Consider the following 20,898-nt stretch of genomic DNA (forward strand, 5'->3'; position numbering starts at 1 on the left):
CGGCCGGCGGGGCAGGGGGAGTGGGTTACATTCCTTTGCGTGAATGCTTCCGCGACGTCCGGCGCCCGCCCACTGCGCGAGGCGCGCGACGAGGCGGCCGACGCGCTGCGGGCGGCCGGAGTGCCCGACCCAGAGGTCGATGCCGACCTGCTCGTCGGCCACGTGCTCGGCCTGTCGCGCGGCGGGGTGCACGCGAAGCTCGTCGTCGGCGCCGAGCTGACGGCGACGGATGCCGCGGCGCTGGACTCGCTCGTCGCCCGGCGCGCCCGCCGCGAGCCGTTGCAGCACCTGACGGGACGGGCCCCGTTCCGGTCGCTCGAACTCGCCGTCGGCCCGGGGGTGTTCGTCCCGAGGCCCGAGACGGAGCTCCTCGCGCAGTTGGCCATCGACGCACTCCGAGCCGCCGCCGAGCCGGAACCGGTCGCGCTCGACCTCGGCGCGGGCAGTGGTGCGATCGCGCTCGCCATGGCGACGGAGGTGCCGCACGCGCGGGTGTACGCGGTCGAGAACTCGCCGGAGGCGTTCCCCTGGACGAAGCGCAACGTCGAGGAGGTCGGCGCGCCGAACCTGACCCTCGTCTTCGGCGACCTGGCCGACGCGCTCGGCGAGCTTGACGGTCGGGCCGCGGTCGTCGCGTCCAACCCGCCGTACATCCCGCAGGATGCGATCCCGCGCGACCCGGAGGTGCGGCTGCACGATCCGGAGCCGGCGCTCTACGGCGGCCTCGACGGGCTCGACGTGGTCCGGGTCCTGTCTCGCCGCGGCCTCGAGCTGCTGCATCCCGGCGGCGCCCTCCTCATCGAGCACGGCGAGACGCAGTCCGCGGAGATCGCCGGCATCCTCGCGGGCGACGGATGGCACGCCATCGCGCATCACCGAGACCTCACGGGTCGCGACCGCGTCACGACCGCCAGGCGCTAGCGGGAGCGTCCCCGAAGCTCAATCGGGCTGCCGCCCCGCCTTCGCGCGGGCTTCGCGCACCGCCTGCCGCTCGAGCTTCCGGGCGTCGCGCAGGCGCTTCTCGGCCTCCTTGACGGCCTTGCGCGCATCGCGGACGCGCTTGTCGGCCGTGACCCCGTCCGGCTCCGGCGGGATCGGCGGGCCGGCGGCGGGCGCACCGGCGGCGCGTTCGGCGATGTGCACGGCGACGCCGTCGAGCACGCGTTCGAGCCCGAACGCGAACGGGTCCTCCTCGCCCGCGAAGACCCCGGCGTCGACCGCGAGCCGGACCGCCGGGAACTCCTCGGCGGTGACGAAGGCGTCGAGGACCGCCGAGCGGCCGTCGTCGATCGCCTGGGGGTCGATCCCGGCGGCGTCGGCCGCGACCTCGTACGAGCGCTCGATGAGGCTCTGCCAGCGCAGTTGTCCGGTCACGAGGAGGATCACGGCGACGCGTTCGCCCTGGTCGAGCGGGGTACCCGAGAGCGCGTCCAGCATGGCATCCATCCACGCGAGGTTGTTCGGCGTGACGGGCGTGCCCTCGATGGGGATGTCGAGCAGCCACGGGTGGTGGCGGTGGAGCTCGAGCTGCGCGCGCCCGATGGAGCGAAGCCGTCCGCGCCAGTCCGTCGGGTCGAGGTCGGGATCGGGCTCGGGTGGCAGGCCGATGCCCTGCTCCTGCATGAGCACGAGCAGGTCGTCCTTCGCGGTCACGTACCGGTACAGCGACATGGTGGTGTAGCCGAGCGACTGCGCGACGCGGCTCATCGAGACCGCGCCGAGGCCTTCGGCGTCGGCGATCTCGACGGCCGCGTCCACGATGCGCTCGATGCTCATCTCGCGCTTCGGGCCGCGCTGCGGGTTCGCTGCGACGCCCCAGGCGAGCGCGATCCCGCGCGGCAGGTCGGGCTCGGCGGGGGGCTGCGCGGACATCCGGCTCCAATCATCGGCGGAGGCTTGCGGCCAGTCTAGAACTGTGTATTACTTAAACCGTTGTGCATCACGTAAACAGTTTACTCCTTACGCAGGAAAGGCGAAGCCATGTCCCTCGCCATCGACGCGCGCGGGATCGCCAAGCGATTCCGCTCGACGGAGGTCCTCCGCGACCTCGACCTCGCGGTCGAAGCCGGCACCGTCTTCGGGCTGCTCGGCCCGAACGGTGCCGGCAAGACCACCACGATCAACATCCTCACCACGCTCGTCCGGCCCGATGCGGGGACGGCCGTCGTCGCCGGCGCCGACGTGCGCACGGATCCCGACGCCGTCCGGGCCCGCATCAGCCTGACCGGCCAGTCCGCGGCGGTCGACGAGGTGCTCACCGCGCGCGAGAACCTGCTCATGCTCGCGCGACTGTCCGGCCTGCGCCGCCGCGCGGCCGCCTCGCGCTGCGACGAACTGCTCGAGCGCTTCGACCTGGCGGATGCCGCCGGCCGACGGGTGGGGACCTACTCCGGCGGCATGCGACGACGCCTCGACCTCGCCCTCAGCCTGGTCGTCCCGACCCCCGTCGTGTTCCTCGACGAACCCACGACGGGACTCGACGCGCGCAGCCGGCAGGAACTGTGGCGCATCATCCGCGAGGTCGCCGACGGCGGCGCGACGGTGTTCCTCACGACGCAGTACCTCGAAGAGGCCGACCGGCTCGCCGACCGCATCGCCGTCCTCGATCGGGGTCGCATCGCCGCGGAGGGCACCCCGTCGGACCTCAAGGCGCAGGTGGGCGGGGCCGTCGTGGAGCTCCGAGGGGCGGACGACGCACTCCTCGCCGAACTGCCCACGGACGGGAGCGTGCACGCGCTCCGCACGGCGGTCGACGAGCTCGACCGGCTCCCCGCTTCGGCGGTGGCCGGAGCGCACGTCGCCATCCGTCGGCCGAGCCTCGACGACGTCTTCCTCGCCATCACCGCGCGCCCGACCGAGCCGAGCGGCGCGCCCCTCATCGGAACGAAGGGCTGACCATGACCACGACCGCCGCCGTCGCCGTGCGGGGCCGCCCCTCCGGCCCGACCGCCGAGATCGTCTTCATCCGCCGGAGCCTCACGCACTCCCTCCGCGACACCGAGGCGCTGCTCATGGCGGTGATCCTCCCGACCATGCTCATGCTGCTGTTCACCTACGTCTTCGGCGGCGCGCTCGACCCGACGGGCGGCTACGTCGACTACGTCGTGCCGGGGATCATCCTCCTCTGCGCGGGGTTCGGCGCGAGCTCGACCGCCCTCTACGTCTCGCGCGACATGACGACGGGCATCATCGACCGGTTCAGGACGATGCCGTTGCGCGCGAGCGCCGTCCTCACCGGTCACGTCGTGGCGAGCGTGCTCCGCAACCTCGTCGCCACGGGGGTCGTGATCGGTGTCGCGATCGCCGTCGGCTTCCGCCCCACCGCGAGCCTGGTCGAATGGCTCGCCGCTGTCGGACTGGTCGCGCTATACATCCTCGCGATCACGACGCTCTTCGCCGCCATCGGACTCGCGGCCTCGAGCCCCGAGGCCGCGAGCGCCTACGGCTTCATCCTGCTGTTCCTGCCGTACCTCTCCAGCGCGTTCGTGCCCGTCGAGACCCTGCCCGCCTGGCTCGCGTGGTTCGCCGAGCACCAACCCATCACGCCCGTCATCGAGGCCATCCGGAGCCTGCTCATGGACACCCCGGCGGGCGAGGCGTCCTGGTGGGCGATCGGATGGTGCATCCTCGTGATCGCCGTCGCGGCCGTCTGGGGCTCGTGGCTGTTCCGTCACCGGGCCGGCCGGGACTAGATCGACGGCGCGGAACGACCGATGTCGCGGAGGCGCCCTGCCCCGTGGCATCCGTCATGCCCAGCGCCCGCGCGGGCGCGGCCTCTAGAATCGACGGGCCATGACTTCCATCCACGACTGCTCGGTCGAGTCCGAGCTCCTCGCCGGCATGCGCCTGGCCCGCCGCGCCATCGGCAGCGGCGAGCTCGTCGTCATCCCCACCGACACCGTCTACGGCGTGGCCGCCGACGCGTTCAGCGCCGAGGCGGTGCAGCGGCTGCTCGACGCCAAGGGGCGCGAGCGCACCTCGCCGCCGCCGGTGCTGATCCCCGGCATCCCGACGCTCGACGCGCTGGCGGTCGAGATCCCGGAGGCGGTCCGCACGCTCGTCGCCGAGTTCTGGCCGGGCGGCCTCACGGTGATCCTGCGCGCCCAGCCCTCGCTGCAGTGGGACCTGGGCGAGACGCGCGGCACCGTCGCGCTGCGCATGCCCGCCAACCGGATCGCGCTCGAGCTGCTCTCCGAGACCGGCCCGCTCGCGGTGTCGTCGGCGAACCTGTCCGGCATGCCGTCGGCGACGACGGCCGAGGCCGCGCACGAGATGCTCGGCGACCGCGTGGCTGTGTACCTCGACGGCGGCGAGGCCGGAACGGAGTACGAGGCGATCGGCGAACGGCCCGGCGACACGTCGTCGACCATCGTCGACGCGACCGGCATCGGGGCCGACGGCTCGGGCGAGCTGCGCATCGTCCGCGCGGGCGTGATCTCGCGCGAGCGCATCGCCGCGGTCGTGGGGGAGTCGCTGCTCGCCCCCGAGCGCACGGTCATCGGCCCCGATGCGACCGACGGCGCGCCCGAGCTCATCGACGGCGACGCCGATGCCGACGGCGCGGCACCCGCGGCGTCCGCCGCCGACTCGGCATCCGCCGGCGCAGCATCCGCCGGCGCGGCATCCGCCGGCGCGGCATCCGCTGACGCGGCGCCCGACGATCGAACGGATGCCGCCGCCTCATGACCCTGTTCGTCGCCCTCGCGCTCGTCGCGGCGATCGTGACGTTCGCCGGTTCGATCGTGGTCTGGAAGCTGAGCCTGAAGTACCGGCTCTACCCGAAGATCCGCGAGCGCGACGTGCACACCCGCCCGACGCCGCGTCTCGGCGGCATCGCCATGTTCGGCGGCATCCTCGCCGCGATCGGCGCGGCGGCGTGGGTCTCGACGCTCGGGATCGACCGGTTCGCGAACGTGTCGATCATCTTCCAGGACCGCTGGCAGGTGCTCGCGATCCTCGTCGCCGCGGCCCTCATCGTCGCGATGGGCGTGGCCGACGACATCTGGGACCTCGATTGGATGACCAAGCTCGCGGGACAGTTCCTCGCCGCGGGCCTGATCGCCTGGCAGGGCGTGTCGATCGTCTCGCTGCCGATCGGGCTCGGCCCGGACGGCGGGCTCATCGTCGGATCGTCGTGGATGAGCGCCGTCATCACGGTCTTCACGATCGTGCTGGTGATGAACGCCATCAACTTCATCGACGGGCTCGACGGCCTGGTCGCGGGCGTGGCGCTCATCTCGAGCGGCGTCTTCTACCTCTACTCGTACCTGCTCGTCCAGCAGACCTCGCCCACCAACTACTTCAACCTCGCGTCGTTGCTCGCGGTGGTCGTCGTGGGCGCGTGCCTGGGCTTCCTGCCCCTGAACTGGCACCCGGCCAAGCTGTTCATGGGCGACGCCGGAGCGCTCCTCATCGGCCTGCTCATGGCCACGTCGGCGATCGCGGTCACCGGCCAGATCGACCCGGGCACGATCAGCACCCAGGGCGAGCTGCTGTTCCCCGCGTTCATCCCGATCATCATCCCGTTCGCGGTGCTGATCATCCCGCTGCTCGACTTCGGCCTCGCCGTCATCCGCCGACTGCGCGCGGGCAAGTCGCCGTTCGCGGCCGACCGGAAGCACCTGCACCACCGGCTGCTCGACATGGGCCACTCGCACCTGCACGCCGTGCTCATCTTCTACGGCTGGACCGCCGTCGCCTCGCTCGGCTGCCTGCTCGCGTTCGTGCTGCCCGTCTACTTCCGCATCGACCCGATCTGGGCGTTCGCGTTCATCGGGGTGGGCTTCGTGGTGCTCGCCGCGGTCACGCTCGCTCCGCTCGGCCGTCGCAAGCGGCAGACCGTGGCGGCCGAAGCGGATGTCGCGAACGCGCCGTACGCACCCGGACTCGACGAACTCGCAGCCAACGGCAGCCCGCAGGAGCCCGAACTCGCCCCTGCCACGCCCGCCACGCCCGCCACCCCCGACACGTCCGCGTCCGCGGACGAGAACCGCACAGGAGCCCGATGAGCGCCGCACCCCGAGACCCCGCCGACCGCACGCCCACCTCGAACCCCGTGCTGCGGCGCGCGCTCCTGTGGAGCGGCGTGCTGGCCGCTGTGATCGCGGTCGTAGGCGGCGTCGTGGGCTTCGTCGTCGCGGGCACCGAGGGGCTCGTGAGCGCCCTGCTCGGCACGCTCATCGCCGTCGGCTTCATGGGCATCACCGCTGCGAGCATCCTGATCGCCAACCGCTTCGCGGGATCCGACCTGTTCGTCGGGGCGTTCTTCGGCATCGTGCTCGGCGGCTGGCTGCTGAAGTTCATCCTGTTCATCGTGCTCGTGGTGCTGCTCCGCGGCGCGCCCTGGCTGGACCCCATGGTGCTGTTCATCGCCATCGTGGCCGGCGTGCTCGGATCGCTCGTCGTCGACGTCCTCGTCGTGGCGAAGTCGCGGCTGCCCTACGCGAGCGACACCAAGCTGCCCCCGGCGCCCTCCGACGACTAGCATCCGGGCGGCATCGGATGCCTCGCGGAGCATGCGCGGCGTCCGGGCCGGTCGCCGCGGACTTCTACGCGATGTAGCGATTCGGCAGGCGCCCGAAGTCTTGCTAGAGTGGGGGCGATCCCCCACGGTCCAGCCCAGCTCAGGCATGGGTTCCGGACCGTGTCCGATGTTCGTCGTCGCGAGAGCCCTGCTCCACGCCCCGAAACAGGAGATAGCGCTGCTAGCTAACGCTGTGAACCTGCTGGTTCTGACTGCAACCGAAGATGGTGGCTTCCATGCGCCCTCGATCTCGGAGTTCTTCCCCGAAGTGGTGCTCTTCGAGGGGACCCCGTTCGCGATCAACCGGATCATGCTGGTCCGCTTCATCGCGGTCGCGGCCCTCCTCCTGGTGTTCTGGCTGGGCACGCGACGCATGCGCGTCATCCCGGGCCGATTCCAGAGCATCGTCGAGATGGGACTGGACTTCGTCCGCGTGAACATCGCCGAGGACCTCCTCGGCAAGAAGGACGGCAAGCGATTCCTGCCGATCCTCACGACGATGTTCTTCATGATCCTGTTCATGAACCTGACGGGTGTCATCCCCGGGCTCAACATCGCGGGAACGTCGGTGATCGGCGTCCCGCTCGTGCTCGCGATCGTCTCCTACGTCACGTTCATCTACGCGGGCATCAAGAAGAGCCCCAAGAACTTCTTCAAGAACTCGCTGTTCCCGTCGGGTGTGCCGATCTTCGTGCTCCCGATCGTCGCCCTCATCGAGCTGATCTCCACGTTCATCCTGCGGCCCGTCACGCTGACGCTCCGACTCCTGATGAACATGATCGTCGGGCACCTCCTGCTCGTGCTCTTCTTCTCGGCGACGCACTTCTTCCTGTTCACCCTGGGCGGCGCGTGGACCGTGCTCGCAGCGGGCAGCCTGGCCTTCGGCTTCGCCTTCACGCTGTTCGAGATCCTCGTCGCGATCCTCCAGGCCTACGTCTTCACACTCCTCACCGCCGTGTACATCCAGCTCGCGGTGGCCGAGGAGCACTGAGCCGGGCAAACGCCCAGAACACCCCCAAGAAAGGAAACACAACGTGGACGCAACCACCGTTCTCGCGGAGATCAGCGGCAGCATCGCGACGGTCGGCTACGGCCTCGCGGCGATCGGCCCGGCCATCGGCGTGGGCATCGTCGTCGGCAAGACCATCGAGGGCGTCGCTCGCCAGCCCGAGCTCGCCGGCCGACTCCAGGTCCTGATGTGGATCGGCATCGCCTTCACCGAGGCGCTCGCGTTCGTCGGTATCGCCACCGGCTTCATCTTCGGCTTCTGATCGGGCCACGCACACCGAGGAGGCAATCGTGCTTCATGCAGTCGTGAGTGCTGCTACCGAGGGGGAGTACAACCCGCTGCTGCCGGCCGACTACGACATCATCTGGTCGGCGGTCATCTTCGCGGTGCTGCTGCTCTTCTTCTGGCGCTATGCGCTGCCCCGACTCCAGAAGCTGCTCGATGAGCGTGCCGAGGCGATCGAGGGCAACATCGCGAAGGCCGACGAGGCCCAGCGCAAGGCCGAGGCGGCGCTCGAGGAGTACACCGCCCAGCTCGCCGACGCGCGTGCCGAGGCTGGCCGGATCCGCGAGACCGCTCGCGAAGACGGCAAGAAGATCGTCGCCGAGGCGAAGGAGCAGGCATCGACCGAGGCGGCTCGCATCACCGCGAGCGCGCAGGCGCAGATCGAGGCGGAGCGCCAGACCGCGCTCGTCTCGCTCCGCTCCGAGGTCGGCACCATCGCGATCGACCTCGCCTCCGGCGTGGTGGGGGAGACCCTCACCGACGACCAGAAGGCCAAGGCCGTCGTCGACCGCTTCCTCGCCGACCTCGAGGCGTCCGAGCAGGCCGCCGCAGGAGGGAAGAAGTAGTCCATGGGCAGCGCTACGAGAGGGGCCCTGGCCGGGACGCGAGCGGAGCTCGCGACGCTCGGCCGGGCCGAGCTCCCGGTCGCCGGCGACCTCCTCGCCGCGACCCGGGTCATCGGCGCCACGCCGCAGCTGCGGACGGCCCTCACCGACAACGAGGCCGGTCCTGACCAGAAGCGCGCGCTCGTCGAGCGCGTCTTCGGCGGCCGTCTCCAGCCTGCGGCCGCGGCGCTCCTCGTGAGCGCGGCGTCGCAGCGCTGGTCCTCGGCCGAGGACTTCCTCGGCGGGCTCGAGGACCTCGGGCTCCGCGTCGCCGCCGAGGCGGCGGGCGAGTCGGTCGAGGTCGACGCCGAGCTGTACGCGTTCCAGCGCGCGGTCGCGTCCGACGCAGAGCTCGAGCTCGCGCTCGGATCGAAGCTCGGTTCGACCGATGCCAAGGTCCGGCTGGTCGAGCGGCTGCTCGCCCCGCGCGCGTCGGCGGCCACCACGATGATCGTCGGACACCTGGTGCAGCAGCCGCGAGGCCGCCGCATCGGCGAGATGCTGCGGCACGCGGCATCCGTCGTCGCCGACCAGCGCGGCTTCGACGTCGCCACCGTCACGAGCGCGGTTCCGCTCACCGACGACCAGGTCGCCCGGCTCGAGCGCACGCTCGGAAGCCAGGCCGGCCGTCGCATCCGCTTCGACTCCATCGTCGACCCCGAGGTCCTCGGCGGCGTGCGGGTGCAGATCGGCGACGACGTCATCGACGGCAGCGTCGCCAGCCGCCTCAACGACCTGAGGCAGCAGCTCGCCGGCTGACGCCGGCCCCATCCGACCGGCGTCCGCGCCGCGACCCACCAGCAGCTGTACCCCGGTACAGGACAGGGCCTGGCCCTCAGAAAAGGAAATGGCAATGGCAGAACTCTCCATCAGCCCCGACGAGATCCGTTCGGCTCTCTCGGAGTTCGCCCGGGACTACGAGCCGGGCGCGGCGCAGAAGACCGAGGTCGGCTACGTCGTCGACGCCGCCGACGGCATCGCCCACGTCGAGGGCCTGCCCTCGGTCATGGCGAACGAGCTCGTGCGCTTCGCGGACGGCACGCTCGGCCTCGCGCTCAACCTCGACGAGGACGAGATCGGTGTCGTCGTGCTCGGCGAGTTCACCGGCATCGAGGAGGGCATGGAGGTGACCCGCACGGGCGAGGTCCTCTCGGTGCCCGTCGGCGAGGGCTACCTCGGACGCGTCGTCGACCCGCTCGGCAACCCGATCGACGGCCTCGGCGAGATCGCGAGCGAGGGGCGCCGCGCGCTCGAGCTCCAGGCGCCCGGCGTCATGCAGCGCAAGTCGGTGCACGAGCCGCTGCAGACCGGCATCAAGGCGATCGACGCGATGATCCCCGTCGGCCGCGGCCAGCGCCAGCTCATCATCGGCGACCGCCAGACCGGCAAGACCGCCATCGCCATCGACACCATCATCAACCAGAAGTCGAACTGGGAGTCGGGCGACCCCACCAAGCAGGTGCGCTGCATCTACGTCGCGATCGGCCAGAAGGGCTCGACCATCGCCTCGGTGAAGGGCGCGCTCGAGGACGCCGGTGCGATGGAGTACACCACCATCGTCGCGGCGCCGGCGTCGGACCCCGCGGGCTTCAAGTACCTCGCGCCGTACACCGGCTCGGCCATCGGCCAGCACTGGATGTACGCCGGCAAGCACGTGCTCATCATCTTCGACGACCTGTCCAAGCAGGCCGAGGCCTACCGCGCGGTGTCGCTGCTGCTGCGCCGCCCGCCGGGCCGTGAGGCGTACCCCGGCGACGTCTTCTACCTGCACTCGCGGCTCCTCGAGCGTTGCGCGAAGCTGTCGGACGAGCTCGGCGCGGGTTCGATGACCGGTCTGCCGATCATCGAGACCAAGGCGAACGACGTCTCGGCCTACATCCCGACCAACGTGATCTCGATCACCGACGGACAGATCTTCCTCCAGTCCGACCTGTTCAACTCGAACCAGCGCCCCGCGGTCGACGTCGGCATCTCGGTGTCGCGAGTCGGCGGTGACGCGCAGGTCAAGTCGATCAAGAAGGTCTCCGGCACGCTCAAGCTCGAGCTCGCGCAGTACCGCGCACTCGAGGCCTTCGCGATGTTCGCGTCCGACCTCGACGCGGCCAGCCGCCGCCAGCTCGAGCGCGGCGCGCGCCTCACGGAGCTGCTCAAGCAGCCGCAGTACTCGCCGTACCCCGTCGAGGAGCAGGTCGTCTCGATCTGGGCGGGCACCAACGGCAAGCTCGACGAGGTCCCCGTCGAGGACATCCTGCGCTTCGAGCGCGAGTTCCTCGACTACCTCGGCCGCAACACCTCGGTGCTCTCGGACCTCCGCGAGTCGAACGTGCTCTCCGACGAGACGGTCGCAACCCTCGAGTCCGAGGTCGACAAGTTCAAGCTCGAGTTCCAGACCGGTGAGGGCAAGCCGCTCGCCTCGGTCGGCAGCGAGCAGTTCGAGGCGATCGCCGAGGAAGAGGTCGTCCAGGAGAAGATCGTCAAGGGTCGTCGCTAGTCGATTCCTTCGTCCCCGGGCCCTCGGCGTCGGCCGAGCCGGCGTGAGGGTCCGGGAACAGGAAATCAGGACACAGGAGAAACATGGGAGCGCAGCTTCGGGTCTACCGCCAGAAGATCAAGTCGGCGCAGACGACCAAGAAGATCACGCGAGCGATGGAGCTCATCTCCGCCTCGCGGATCCAGAAGGCGCAGGCGCGCGTCGCCGCGTCGACGCCGTACTCCGACGCGATCACTCGCGCGGTGTCGGCGGTGGCGAGCTACTCGAACGTCTCGCACGTGCTCACGACCGAACCCGAGCGCGTCGACCGCGCCGCGATCGTGATCTTCACGTCGGACCGCGGCCTCGCGGGCGCCTTCAACTCGCAGGTGCTCCGTGAGGCGGAGGAGCTCGCCGAGCTGCTTCGCAGCCAGGGCAAGCAGGTCGTGTACTTCCTCATCGGCCGCAAGTCGGTGGGGTACTTCACGTTCCGACGCCGGGACTACGAGCGCAGCTGGATCGGCGGGACCGACAACCCCGAGTTCGACACCGCCAAGGAGGTCGCCGACGCCGTGCTCGAGGCGTTCCTCCGCGACTCCGCCGACGACGGCGTCGACGAGATCCACATCGTCTACAACCGGTTCGTGAGCCGGATCACGCAGGTGCCGGTCGTCACCCGACTGCTGCCGCTCGAGGTCGTCGAGGCCGAGGAGGAGCAGGCGCCCACCGGCAAGGCGGAGGTGTTCCCGCTCTACGAGTTCGAGCCCGACGCCGAGACCGTCCTCGACGGGCTCCTCCCCGTCTACATCGAGAGCCGCATCTTCAACGCGATGCTGCAGTCCGCGGCGGCGAAGCACGCGGCGACGCAGAAGGCGATGAAGTCGGCCACCGACAACGCCGACAAGCTCATCACGGACTACACGCGACTGGCCAACGAGGCCCGTCAGTCCGAGATCACGCAGCAGATCGCCGAAATCGTGGGTGGAGCCGACGCGCTCTCCTCCTCCAAGTAGCCAAGATTCATCCAGAAGGAAGAGAACATGACTGACACCGCAACCGCGCCGGTCCAGGACCGGACCGGGGCCGTCGGCCGCATCGCCCGCGTCACCGGCCCGGTCGTCGACATCGAGTTCCCGCACGACTCGATCCCCGAGATCTACAACGCCCTGAAGACCACCATCACCATCGAGGGCGAGAGCACCGAGCTCACGCTCGAGGTCGCGCAGCACCTGGGCGACGACCTCGTGCGCGCCATCGCGCTCAAGCCGACCGACGGCCTCGTCCGCGGCCAGGAGGTGCACGACACCCGCGCACCGATCTCGGTTCCCGTCGGCGACGTCACCAAGGGCAAGGTCTTCAACGTCATCGGCGAGGTGCTGAACGGCGAGCCCGGCGAGACCATCGAGATCACCGAGCGCTGGCCGATCCACCGCAAGCCGCCGAAGTTCGACCAGCTCGAGTCGAAGACCCAGCTCTTCGAGACCGGCATCAAGGTCATCGACCTGCTCACCCCGTACGTGCAGGGTGGCAAGATCGGCCTCTTCGGTGGTGCGGGCGTCGGCAAGACGGTCCTCATCCAGGAGATGATCCAGCGCGTCGCCCAGGACCATGGTGGTGTCTCGGTGTTCGCCGGCGTCGGCGAGCGCACGCGTGAGGGCAACGACCTCATCCACGAGATGGAGGAGGCCGGCGTCTTCGACAAGACGGCCCTGGTCTTCGGCCAGATGGACGAGCCGCCCGGGACGCGTCTGCGCGTCGCGCTGTCGGCGCTGACCATGGCGGAGTACTTCCGCGACGTCCAGAAGCAGGACGTGCTGCTCTTCATCGACAACATCTTCCGCTTCACCCAGGCCGGTTCCGAGGTGTCGACGCTGCTCGGCCGTATGCCCTCCGCGGTGGGCTACCAGCCGAACCTCGCCGACGAGATGGGCATCCTGCAGGAGCGCATCACGTCGACGCGTGGCCACTCGATCACCTCGCTGCAGGCGATCTACGTGCCCGCCGACGACTACACCGACCCGGCGCCCGCCACGACGTTCGCGCACCTCGACGCGACCACCGAGCTCTCGCGTGAGATCGCCTCGAAGGGCCTCTACCCAGCGGTCGACCCGCTGACCTCCACGTCGCGCATCCTCGACCCGCGTTACCTGGGCGAGGACCACTACCGCGTGGCCACCACGGTCAAGCAGATCCTCCAGAAGAACAAGGAACTGCAGGAGATCATCGCCATCCTCGGTGTCGACGAGCTCTCCGAAGAGGACAAGATCACGGTGTCGCGTGCGCGCCGCATCCAGCAGTTCCTCTCGCAGAACACCTACATGGCCAAGAAGTTCACGGGTGTCGAGGGTTCGACCGTCCCGCTCAAGGACACGATCGAGTCGTTCGACGCGATCGCCCGCGGCGACTTCGACCACGTCGCCGAGCAGGCGTTCTTCAACGTCGGACCGATCTCCGACGTCGAGGAGAAGTGGGCGAAGATCCAGAAGGAGAACGGCTGATCATGGCCGCCCTCAACGTGAGCGTCGTCTCGGCGGACCAGGAGGTCTGGTCCGGCGAGGCGGCCATGGTGGTGGCGCGCACGGTCGAAGGCGAGATCGGCATCCTGCCGGGTCACGAGCCGATGCTCGCGATCCTCGCCGGCGGCGAGGTGCGCGTCACCCTGCCCGGTGGTGAGAAGATCACCGCCAACGCGGAGGACGGATTCCTGTCCGTGCAGTCCGACGCCGTGCAGGTCGTGGCCTCGCGGGCCGCGCTCGCCTGAGAGGCTGCGGATGCAGGGGGAGCAGCCGTTCGACCGCCAGTTCGGTGACCTGAGCGTCACCCAGCTCATCGTGATGGCCGGGCTGCCGGGCGCGGGCAAGTCGACGATCGGTGAGATCGTCGGCGCCCGCCTCGGCGCCACGGTCGTCTCGGTCGACCCGATCGAGTCCGCGATCCTCCGTGCGGGGATCGACGCCGACCAGCCGACCGGCCTCGCCGCGTACCTCGTGGCCGAGCAGATCGCCGAGAAGGAGCTCGAATCCGGGCGCACGGTGATCGTCGACGCGGTGAACGCCGCGGAGTCCGCCCGACTGCAGTGGCGGGACCTCGCCCAGCGCAACGACGTCCGCCTTCGCGTGATCGAGGTCGTCTGCTCGGACGAAGCGCTGCACCGGCAGCGTCTCGAGAAGCGCGAACGACACCTCCCGCACCTCGACGAGACCACCTGGCGTGCCGTGGAGCAGAGCCTCGAGGGGTACGCACCCTGGACGGGGCCGTCTTCGGCGCTGCCGCGCGTGACGATCGACAGCGCGCAGTCGCTCGGCGCGAACGTCGACGCCGCGCTGGCGTTCATCGGCTCGTAGTGCTGCTCCTGCTGCCGCCGTCCGAGAACAAGCGCGACGGTGGGACCCATGGTCCGTTCGAGCCGTCGCAGCTCTCCTTCCCGACGCTCGCGGAGCCGCGGGCCGAGGTGGTGGCGGCGGTGACGTCGCTCGCCGAGGATCCCGACGCGATGATGCGCGCCCTGAAGCTCGGACCCCGCCAGGCCGGGGAGGTGGAGCGCAACCGCACGCTGCGGGAATCGCCGACCATGGCGGCGATCGATCGCTACACCGGCGTCCTGTTCGACGCCCTCGATGCGCCGACCCTCGGCGAGGAGGCGCGTCGGTACGCCGCGTCGCACCTGGCGGTGCACTCGGCGCTCTTCGGGCTCGTCGGCGCGCTCGACCGCATTCCCGCGTATCGCCTGTCCCACGACTCCCGGCTGCCGGGTCTCCGACTGAAGTCGCTGTGGCGGGAACGCATCGCCGAGGTGCTCTCCGACCACGCGGGACTCGTGGTCGACCTGCGGTCGGAGGGGTACGCCGACCTCGGACCGGCTCCCGCGCGCCGCGACTCCGTCTACCTGCGCGTCGTCTCCGCCGACGCGCAGGGGCGTCGGCGTGCGCTGAACCACTTCAACAAGCGCGCCAAGGGCCTGTTCGTGCGGGCGCTGCTCGGCGACCAGCCGGTCCTCCACGACCGGGACGACCTCATCCAGTGGGCCCGTGCCGCAGGCTTCACGCTCGACGCAGGAGCCGCCCTCGACGGGGCTCGGCCGGACGAGCTCGAACTCGTCGCCTGACCGGGGCCGGTCCGTGCCGCAGCGCCCGAGCCGTCAGCGCCGCGGAGCGTCCTCGGCTCCGGCTCCGGCTCTGAAGCATCCGGCCACGTGGTCGTCGACCATGCCGGTCGCCTGCATGAGCGCGTACATCGTCGTGGGTCCGACGAATCGGAAGCCGTGCGAGCGGAGCGCGCGGCTCATGGCGGTGGATTCCGTCGTCACGGCGGGCACCTCGGCGAAGGAACGAGGCGCGCGCCCGCGTCGCGGAGGCGCGAACCGCCACAGGAAGCGGTCGAGGGGCTCGTCGAGGGCGAGCACGGCACGGGCGTTCGAGATGGTCGCCTCGATCTTGCCGCGGTGTCGGATGATGCGGGCGTCGGCGAGCAGACGCTCGACGTCGGCCTCGTGCATCTCCGCCACTCGCTCGGGAGCGAAGTCGTGGAAGACCTCGCGGAACGCGGGACGTCGCCGGAGGATCGTGATCCAGGACAGCCCGGCCTGGAAGCCCTCGAGGCAGAGCTTCTCGTAGAGGCGCACGGGGTCGTGTTGCGGACGGCCCCATTCCTCGTCGTGGTACCGCCGGTACTCGGGATCCGCCGCCCCCCACGCGCAGCGGGCGAGACCGTCCTCGCCCAGGACCACGTCGACGGAGGTCGTCATGCGGCGAACCCGATGCGTTCGTGAGCGAGCAACCACAGCTTGGTGGGGACGCCCTCCCCGCCCGAGTATCCCGTGATCCGCCCGTCGGAGGCGAGCACGCGGTGGCACCCCACGATGATCGGCACGGGATTCGCCCCGACGGCCCCGCCGATGGCGCGAGCCGAACCCGGGCGGCCGACGGCGGCAGCCAGCGCGCCGTACGACGTGGCCTCGCCCCACCCGAGCCGCCCGAGCTCCGACCAGACCGCCTGCTGGAAGGGCGTACCCACCAGCCGGACCGGGAGGTCGAACTCCGTGCGGGTGCCCGCGAAGTACTCCGTGAGTTGGCGGCGTGCCGACTCCAGCAGGGGATTGGGGCGCTCCGGCTCGTCGTCGTGGGGGAGCGTCCCGTCGCGCTCCATGGTGAGCGAGGTCAGGTGCGTGTCATCGGCCTGCAGCTCGATGCGGCCGACGGGGCTGTCGAAGCGAAGGAGGTACGGGGAGGTCATGCTTCGAGGCTAGCCGCGGCATCCGTCATCGACTGGCGGGAATCGGACACTGCTCGTGCGGCGTCCGAGACCGCGGCCTGTGGAGGAGGGGTCCGACCGGTCCTCCCCAGGCGGCCATGGCGCCGCGCCGCCCACCGGCAGGAAGCGCCGCCTCCGAGGCGGTCGCCCGTCGCCGACGCTTGGCGCATGACGACGATCATCCGCGCCGGCTCGGCGCACGACTTCCTCGCCCTCGTCCCCGCCCTCGTGGGCTACCGTCCCGCCCGATCCGTGCTCTGCGTGGCGTTCAGCGGCAACCGCACGGGCGGGGTGCTGCGCCACGACCTTCCCGCAGATCCGGAATCGGCCGACGCGCTCGTCTCGACGATGGTCGGCACGATGTGCCGGCTCGCCGAGGCCGATGCCGTCGTCCCCATCGTGTACACCGACCGGGAATTCGCGGAGGACGGCGGCATGCCGCATCGCGACCTGCTCGAGGCGATCGTCCGACGGGCCGAGGAGGCCGGCTTCCTGGTGCGGGACGCGTTGTGCGTCGCCGCGGACGCCTGGGGTTCGCTGCTCGACGACGACCTGCCGTCCGGAGGACGCGAGCTCAGCCTCGTCGCCGAGAGCGCGCTCGCCGCACGGGCGGAGGAGCACGGGCCGGTCGCGGACTCGCCGTCGACGCTCGCGCGCCTGCCGGAACCGGACCCGCTGGTGAGCGGCGAGATCGCCCGCCTGCTCGGCGAGCTCGACAGCCCGGTCGACGGCGCGGACGAGGTCGTCGAGTGCGAACGGCGGCGGGCGGCGCTCGACGAACTCGAGCGCGAACTGGGCGACGCGCTCGATCCCGTCGTCGCCGCGGAGCGACTCGCGCGGGGCGAGATCGCCTCGCCTGCCGGCCTCGCCTGGCTCGTGCACCTGCTCGACCGGCCCATGTTCCGCGACGCCGTGCTCCTGCAGGTGGCCTTCGGTGCGGTGATCGGGGAGCTCGCCCTCGACTCCGCCGAGGACGCCGCGCTCCGCGCACGCGACGCGGATGCCAGCCTCGAGGAGCTCATGCGGCGCGAGTTCGACGAGGCCGATGCCGAGTCGGTCGACGCGTTCCTCACCCGCCTGCTGCTCGGCCAGGCCGCCGCCAGGCCCGAGCGCCGACGCATCGAACGGGCGCTCGAGACGCTCACCGTCGCCACCGCGAACGCTCCGGTATCGCACCGCGCCGGCGCGCTGTGCGTCGCGGCATGGCTGTCGTGGGCGCTCGGCCGCGGCTCGGCTGCGGGCGCGCTCATCGAACTCGCCCTCGAGTCGGACGCCGAACACGGCATGTCCCAGGTGCTCGCCCGCTTCTTCGGATCCGGCACGCTGCCGGAGTGGGCGTTCCAGCCGCCGGCGGATGCCGCATGGGAGCGCCGGACGGGTCAGTGACCGGTGAACGGGCCGATCATCCTCGCCAGCATGGAGGGCCGCCTGGTCGCGCGCTCCTCGGCGTCGGCGATCGCCATGCCGGTGATGCCGAGGTTCGCGAGCACCCAGCGGATGGGCTCCGGCTCCCAGAGCGGCGAGCGATGGTTCGCCCACGGCAGCTCGGTGAGATCGCTGCGACGCCCGAGCACGAGGTCGGCGAGCGTGCGTCCGGCGAGGTTGGTCGTCGAGAGGCCGTCGCCCACGTACCCGCCGGCGAAGCCGACTCCCGTGCGCGGGTTGTAGCTGGCGGTCGCATGCCAGTCGCGCGAGATGCCCAGCGGTCCGCCCCAGCGATGGGTGATCGCGGCATCCCCGACGGCGGGGAACAGGTCTCGGAGCGCGCGGCGGAGATGGGTGAAGACCGCGTCCGAACGCTCGAAGCGTGGGTCCACGGCGCTGCCGAAGTGGTAGTGCGCGCCCCGTCCGCCGAACGCGACGCGATTGTCGGCGGTGCGCTGGCCGTAGACCAGGAGGTGCCGGAAGTCGCTGAACGTCTGGCCGTGCTCGATCCCGATCTCGTCCCAGACGGCGTCGGGGAGCGGCTCGGTGGCGATCATGAGCGAGTAGATCGGCAGGATGCGCCGCCGTACGCGGGAGAGACCGGGCCCGTACCCCTCGGTGGCCACGATCACGTGGCGCGCGGCGAGGGTCCCCTCGGCGTCGCTGCCGTCGAGCGCTCGGAACCGCACGCGCCCGGCCGCGAAGTCGACGACCTCGGTGCGTTCGAAGATCGCGACGCCGCGCGCCTCGAGCACCCCGGCGAGTCCGCGCACCAGCTTGGCGGGATGGACCCTGGCGGTGGCCGGGTCGAACACCGCCGCCGGGACTCGCCCGTCGAGTCCGACGGCACCGAACCGGTCGGCGACGGCGTCGGCGTCCCAGTACTCGAGCGCGTCGACGCCGAACCGGTCGGCCTCGAGCACCTCCGCCCGCGCCGCACCGCGCTGGACCTCGTCACGGGCGAACAGCACCGTCCCGCCCTGGGCGAAGTCGCAGTCGATGCCCTCGACGTCGACCACGCGCCCCACCTCGGCGACGGTGTCGACCATCGCCCGACGCATCGCCACGGCCGCGTCGCGGCCGTGCGAGCGTTCGAGCGAACTCGCCGACCGCGGGAACAGCGCCGAACACCAGCCGCCGTTTCGACCCGACGCGCCGAAGCCGGCGATCTCCCGTTCGAGCACGGCGATCCTCAGGTCCGGATCGGCCGCATTCAGCGCATACGCGGTCCAGAGCGCCGTCAGGCCGCCGCCGATGAGGCACACGTCGAATCGCGCGTCCCGCGTGAGCGCCGCGCGCGGGCGGAGGTCGTCCAGCCCGCGCGCGGCGAGGTCGTCGAGCCAGAAGCTCGCGCGGCGGTACCCCGCCGGAACGGCATCCGTCGCGTCGCCGACCGCCGTCATCAGAGGCGGCTCCACGCCTCGGTGAGGACGCCGCGGAGGATCTGCTCGATCTCGCGGAACTCCGACGGTCCGATCGTCAGGGGCGGTGCCAGCTGGATGACGGGGTCGCCGCGGTCGTCGGCGCGGCAGTACAGGCCCGCGTCGAAGAGCGCCTTCGACAGGAACCCGCGGAGCAGGCGCTCCGACTCGTCGTCGTCGAAGGTCTCCCTGGTGGCCTTGTCCTTCACGAGCTCGATGCCGAAGAAGTAGCCGTCGCCGCGCACGTCGCCGACGATCGGCAGGTCGAGGAGCTTCTCGAGCTCGGCGCGGAACAGCGGCGAGTTCTCGCGGACCCGCTCGTTGAGTCGCTCCTCCTCGAAGATGTCGAGGTTCTCGAGGGCGACGGCCGCCGAGACCGGGTGTCCGCCGAAGGTGTAGCCGTGGTAGAACGACGTCGTGCCGGACTTGAACGGCTCGTAGATCTTCTCGGAGACGATCGTCGCGCCGATGGGCGAGTAGCCGGAGGTCATCGCCTTGGCGCACGTGATCATGTCGGGCACGTAGCCGTAGGCGTCGCACGCGAACATGTGGCCCACGCGACCGAACGCCGCGATGACCTCGTCGGAGACCATCAGCACGTCGTACTTGTCGCAGATCTCGCGCACGCGCTGGAAGTAGCCGGGCGGCGGCGGGAAGCATCCGCCGGAGTTCTGGATCGGCTCGAGGAAGACGGCGGCCACGGTCTCGGGGCCCTCGAAGAGGATCATCTCCTCGATGCGGTCCGCGGCCCAGCGTCCGAAGGTCTCGATGTCGTCGGTGGGGCCGCCCATCTCGGCGGCGCGGTAGAAGTTGGTGTTGGGCACGCGGAACCCGCCTGGGGTGAGCGGCTCGAACATCTGCTTCATCGCGGGGATGCCGGTGATGGCGAGGGCGCCCTGCGGCGTGCCGTGGTATGCCACGGCACGCGAGATGACCTTGTGCTTGGTCGGGATGCCGCGCAGCTTCCAGTAGTACTTCGCGAGCTTGAAGGCGGTCTCGACCGCCTCGCCGCCGCCGGTCGAGAAGAAGACGCGGTTCAGGTCGCCGGGGGCGTAGTCGGCCAGGCGGTCGGCGAGCTCGATGGCCGCGGGGTGCGCGTACGACCAGATGGGGAAGAACGCGAGCTCCTCCGCCTGGCGTGCGGCGACCTCGGCGAGCCGACGGCGGCCGTGGCCGGCGTTCACCACGAAGAGCCCGGAGAGCCCGTCGAAGTACTTGCGGCCGTTGATGTCGAAGACATGGTGCCCGTCACCGCGCGTGATGATCGGGACGCCGTTCTCCTCCATCGTGGACTGGCGGGCGAAGTGCATCCACAGGTGGTCCTTCGCCTTCTGCTGCAGCGCGGCGTCGTCGAAGCCGGCCGAACCCAGGCTCGGGGCTGCATCGAGGGTGGTCATCGGATCTCCTTCCGGGCGGCCCGCGGTCAGCGGGTGCCCCAGTTGTAGAACTGCTTCTGCAGCTTGAGGTAGACGAACGTCTCGGTGGTCTGGACGCCGTCGAGGTTGCGGATCCGCGAGTTCAGCAGGGTGATGAGCTGGTCGTCGTTCTCGCAGACGACCTCGGCCATGAGGTCGAAGCTGCCCGCGGTGAGGACGACGTAGTCGATCTCCGGGATCTCCGCGAGCGCCTCCGCGAGCGCGCGCGTGTCACCGGTCGCACGGATGCCGATCATCGCCTGGCGGGTGAAGCCGAGCTGCATCGGGTCGGTCACCGCGACGATCTGCATCACGCCGGCCTCGGTCAGGCGCTGCACGCGCTGGCGCACGGCGGCCTCCGAGAGGCCGACGGCCTTGCCGATGTCGGCATAGGAGCGGCGACCGTCGGCCTGGAGCTGCTCGATGATCGCCTTCGAGACGTCGTCGAGTTGCACCGGCCGATGGCCGGACGTGCGGTTGCCGTTCGACATGCGT

General features: G+C 70.6%; 23 protein-coding genes. 17 read left to right on the plus strand and 6 right to left on the minus strand.

Annotation, left to right across the window (positions count from 1 at the left end):
- The first annotated feature begins 39 nt into the window (after positions 1-39).
- Positions 40-921: a peptide chain release factor N(5)-glutamine methyltransferase gene (gene prmC, locus M1L56_RS04885; protein WP_248598392.1), complete on the plus strand. Its 882-nt coding sequence runs from the start codon at positions 40-42 to the stop codon at positions 919-921.
- 18 nt (positions 922-939) lie between these two features.
- Here prmC and M1L56_RS04890 read toward each other — a convergent pair whose 3' ends face one another.
- Complete coding sequence (locus tag M1L56_RS04890; RefSeq protein ID WP_248598393.1) at positions 940-1,872, minus strand: TetR/AcrR family transcriptional regulator; 933 nt, start codon at positions 1,870-1,872, stop codon at positions 940-942.
- Between the two features lie 108 nt (positions 1,873-1,980).
- Here M1L56_RS04890 and M1L56_RS04895 point away from each other — a divergent pair, with 108 nt between their 5' ends.
- The 15 genes from M1L56_RS04895 (at position 1,981) to M1L56_RS04965 (ending at position 14,997) form a co-directional block, all read left to right on the plus strand.
- Positions 1,981-2,895, plus strand: a complete 915-nt coding sequence (locus M1L56_RS04895) for an ATP-binding cassette domain-containing protein (protein WP_067947126.1) — start codon at positions 1,981-1,983, stop codon at positions 2,893-2,895.
- A gap of 2 nt (positions 2,896-2,897) precedes the next feature.
- Complete coding sequence (locus M1L56_RS04900) at positions 2,898-3,692, plus strand: ABC transporter permease (RefSeq protein WP_248598394.1); 795 nt, start codon at positions 2,898-2,900, stop codon at positions 3,690-3,692.
- A gap of 100 nt (positions 3,693-3,792) precedes the next feature.
- A complete protein-coding gene (locus tag M1L56_RS04905; RefSeq protein ID WP_067947122.1) occupies positions 3,793-4,686 on the plus strand; it encodes an L-threonylcarbamoyladenylate synthase in 894 nt (297 codons plus the stop codon).
- Positions 4,683-6,008: an MraY family glycosyltransferase gene (locus M1L56_RS04910; protein ID WP_067947120.1), complete on the plus strand. Its 1,326-nt coding sequence runs from the start codon at positions 4,683-4,685 to the stop codon at positions 6,006-6,008. The genes M1L56_RS04905 and M1L56_RS04910 overlap by 4 nt, the downstream gene beginning before the upstream one ends.
- Positions 6,005-6,484, plus strand: coding sequence for a hypothetical protein (locus tag M1L56_RS04915; protein WP_067947118.1), 480 nt, complete (start codon positions 6,005-6,007; stop codon positions 6,482-6,484). The genes M1L56_RS04910 and M1L56_RS04915 overlap by 4 nt, the downstream gene beginning before the upstream one ends.
- 232 nt (positions 6,485-6,716) lie before the next feature.
- Positions 6,717-7,514, plus strand: a complete 798-nt coding sequence (atpB, locus tag M1L56_RS04920; RefSeq protein ID WP_067947116.1) for a F0F1 ATP synthase subunit A — start codon at positions 6,717-6,719, stop codon at positions 7,512-7,514.
- A gap of 43 nt (positions 7,515-7,557) precedes the next feature.
- On the plus strand, positions 7,558-7,794 hold the full coding sequence (gene atpE / locus M1L56_RS04925) for an ATP synthase F0 subunit C (protein ID WP_067947113.1): 237 nt from the start codon (positions 7,558-7,560) through the stop codon (positions 7,792-7,794).
- 28 nt (positions 7,795-7,822) lie between these two features.
- On the plus strand, positions 7,823-8,383 hold the full coding sequence (locus M1L56_RS04930; protein ID WP_248598395.1) for a F0F1 ATP synthase subunit B: 561 nt from the start codon (positions 7,823-7,825) through the stop codon (positions 8,381-8,383).
- A gap of 3 nt (positions 8,384-8,386) precedes the next feature.
- Positions 8,387-9,181, plus strand: a complete 795-nt coding sequence (locus M1L56_RS04935) for a F0F1 ATP synthase subunit delta (protein ID WP_067947109.1) — start codon at positions 8,387-8,389, stop codon at positions 9,179-9,181.
- Positions 9,182-9,275: 94 nt separating this feature from the next.
- Positions 9,276-10,913: a F0F1 ATP synthase subunit alpha gene (atpA, locus tag M1L56_RS04940; RefSeq protein WP_067947107.1), complete on the plus strand. Its 1,638-nt coding sequence runs from the start codon at positions 9,276-9,278 to the stop codon at positions 10,911-10,913.
- 83 nt (positions 10,914-10,996) lie between these two features.
- Positions 10,997-11,905: a F0F1 ATP synthase subunit gamma gene (locus M1L56_RS04945; RefSeq protein WP_248598396.1), complete on the plus strand. Its 909-nt coding sequence runs from the start codon at positions 10,997-10,999 to the stop codon at positions 11,903-11,905.
- A gap of 27 nt (positions 11,906-11,932) precedes the next feature.
- On the plus strand, positions 11,933-13,390 hold the full coding sequence (gene atpD, locus M1L56_RS04950) for a F0F1 ATP synthase subunit beta (protein ID WP_067947103.1): 1,458 nt from the start codon (positions 11,933-11,935) through the stop codon (positions 13,388-13,390).
- A gap of 2 nt (positions 13,391-13,392) precedes the next feature.
- Positions 13,393-13,653 (plus strand): F0F1 ATP synthase subunit epsilon, encoded by a 261-nt coding sequence (locus M1L56_RS04955; RefSeq protein ID WP_067947101.1) that lies wholly within the window; start codon positions 13,393-13,395, stop codon positions 13,651-13,653.
- A gap of 10 nt (positions 13,654-13,663) precedes the next feature.
- Positions 13,664-14,236 (plus strand): ATP-binding protein, encoded by a 573-nt coding sequence (locus tag M1L56_RS04960; protein WP_067947099.1) that lies wholly within the window; start codon positions 13,664-13,666, stop codon positions 14,234-14,236.
- Positions 14,236-14,997 carry a peroxide stress protein YaaA gene (locus tag M1L56_RS04965; RefSeq protein WP_248598397.1) on the plus strand — a complete coding sequence of 254 codons (762 nt, stop codon included), beginning with the start codon at positions 14,236-14,238 and terminating at the stop codon, positions 14,995-14,997. The genes M1L56_RS04960 and M1L56_RS04965 overlap by 1 nt, the downstream gene beginning before the upstream one ends.
- 33 nt (positions 14,998-15,030) lie before the next feature.
- Here the strand turns inward: M1L56_RS04965 and M1L56_RS04970 are convergent, their stop codons facing one another.
- Both M1L56_RS04970 and M1L56_RS04975 read right to left on the minus strand, forming a co-directional pair.
- Complete coding sequence (locus tag M1L56_RS04970; RefSeq protein ID WP_067947095.1) at positions 15,031-15,636, minus strand: DNA-3-methyladenine glycosylase I; 606 nt, start codon at positions 15,634-15,636, stop codon at positions 15,031-15,033.
- Positions 15,633-16,124 carry a methylated-DNA--[protein]-cysteine S-methyltransferase gene (locus tag M1L56_RS04975; protein WP_067947093.1) on the minus strand — a complete coding sequence of 164 codons (492 nt, stop codon included), beginning with the start codon at positions 16,122-16,124 and terminating at the stop codon, positions 15,633-15,635. Before M1L56_RS04975 ends, M1L56_RS04970 begins: the two co-directional genes overlap by 4 nt.
- A 186-nt stretch (positions 16,125-16,310) precedes the next feature.
- Here M1L56_RS04975 and M1L56_RS04980 point away from each other — a divergent pair, with 186 nt between their 5' ends.
- The gene (locus M1L56_RS04980; protein ID WP_248598398.1) at positions 16,311-17,528 is read left to right on the plus strand and encodes a DUF4192 family protein; all 1,218 of its coding nucleotides are present in this window, start codon (positions 16,311-16,313) and stop codon (positions 17,526-17,528) included.
- Here the strand turns inward: M1L56_RS04980 and M1L56_RS04985 are convergent.
- Genes M1L56_RS04985 through M1L56_RS04995 form a run of 3 tightly spaced genes read right to left on the minus strand, consistent with a single transcriptional unit; the run spans position 17,522 to position 20,894 of the window.
- Positions 17,522-18,970: an FAD-binding oxidoreductase gene (locus M1L56_RS04985; RefSeq protein ID WP_248598399.1), complete on the minus strand. Its 1,449-nt coding sequence runs from the start codon at positions 18,968-18,970 to the stop codon at positions 17,522-17,524. The two genes, M1L56_RS04980 and M1L56_RS04985, sit on opposite strands and share 7 nt — an antisense overlap.
- Entirely contained in the window at positions 18,970-20,385 is a 1,416-nt protein-coding gene (locus M1L56_RS04990) for an aspartate aminotransferase family protein (RefSeq protein ID WP_067947087.1), read from the minus strand. Before M1L56_RS04990 ends, M1L56_RS04985 begins: the two co-directional genes overlap by 1 nt.
- A 26-nt stretch (positions 20,386-20,411) precedes the next feature.
- A complete protein-coding gene (locus M1L56_RS04995) occupies positions 20,412-20,894 on the minus strand; it encodes an Lrp/AsnC family transcriptional regulator (protein ID WP_067947159.1) in 483 nt (160 codons plus the stop codon).
- Positions 20,895-20,898: the final 4 nt, after the last annotated feature.

The sequence above is a fragment of the Agromyces sp. C10 genome, assembly GCF_023217995.1.
GTDB classification, from domain to species: domain Bacteria; phylum Actinomycetota; class Actinomycetes; order Actinomycetales; family Microbacteriaceae; genus Agromyces; species Agromyces indicus.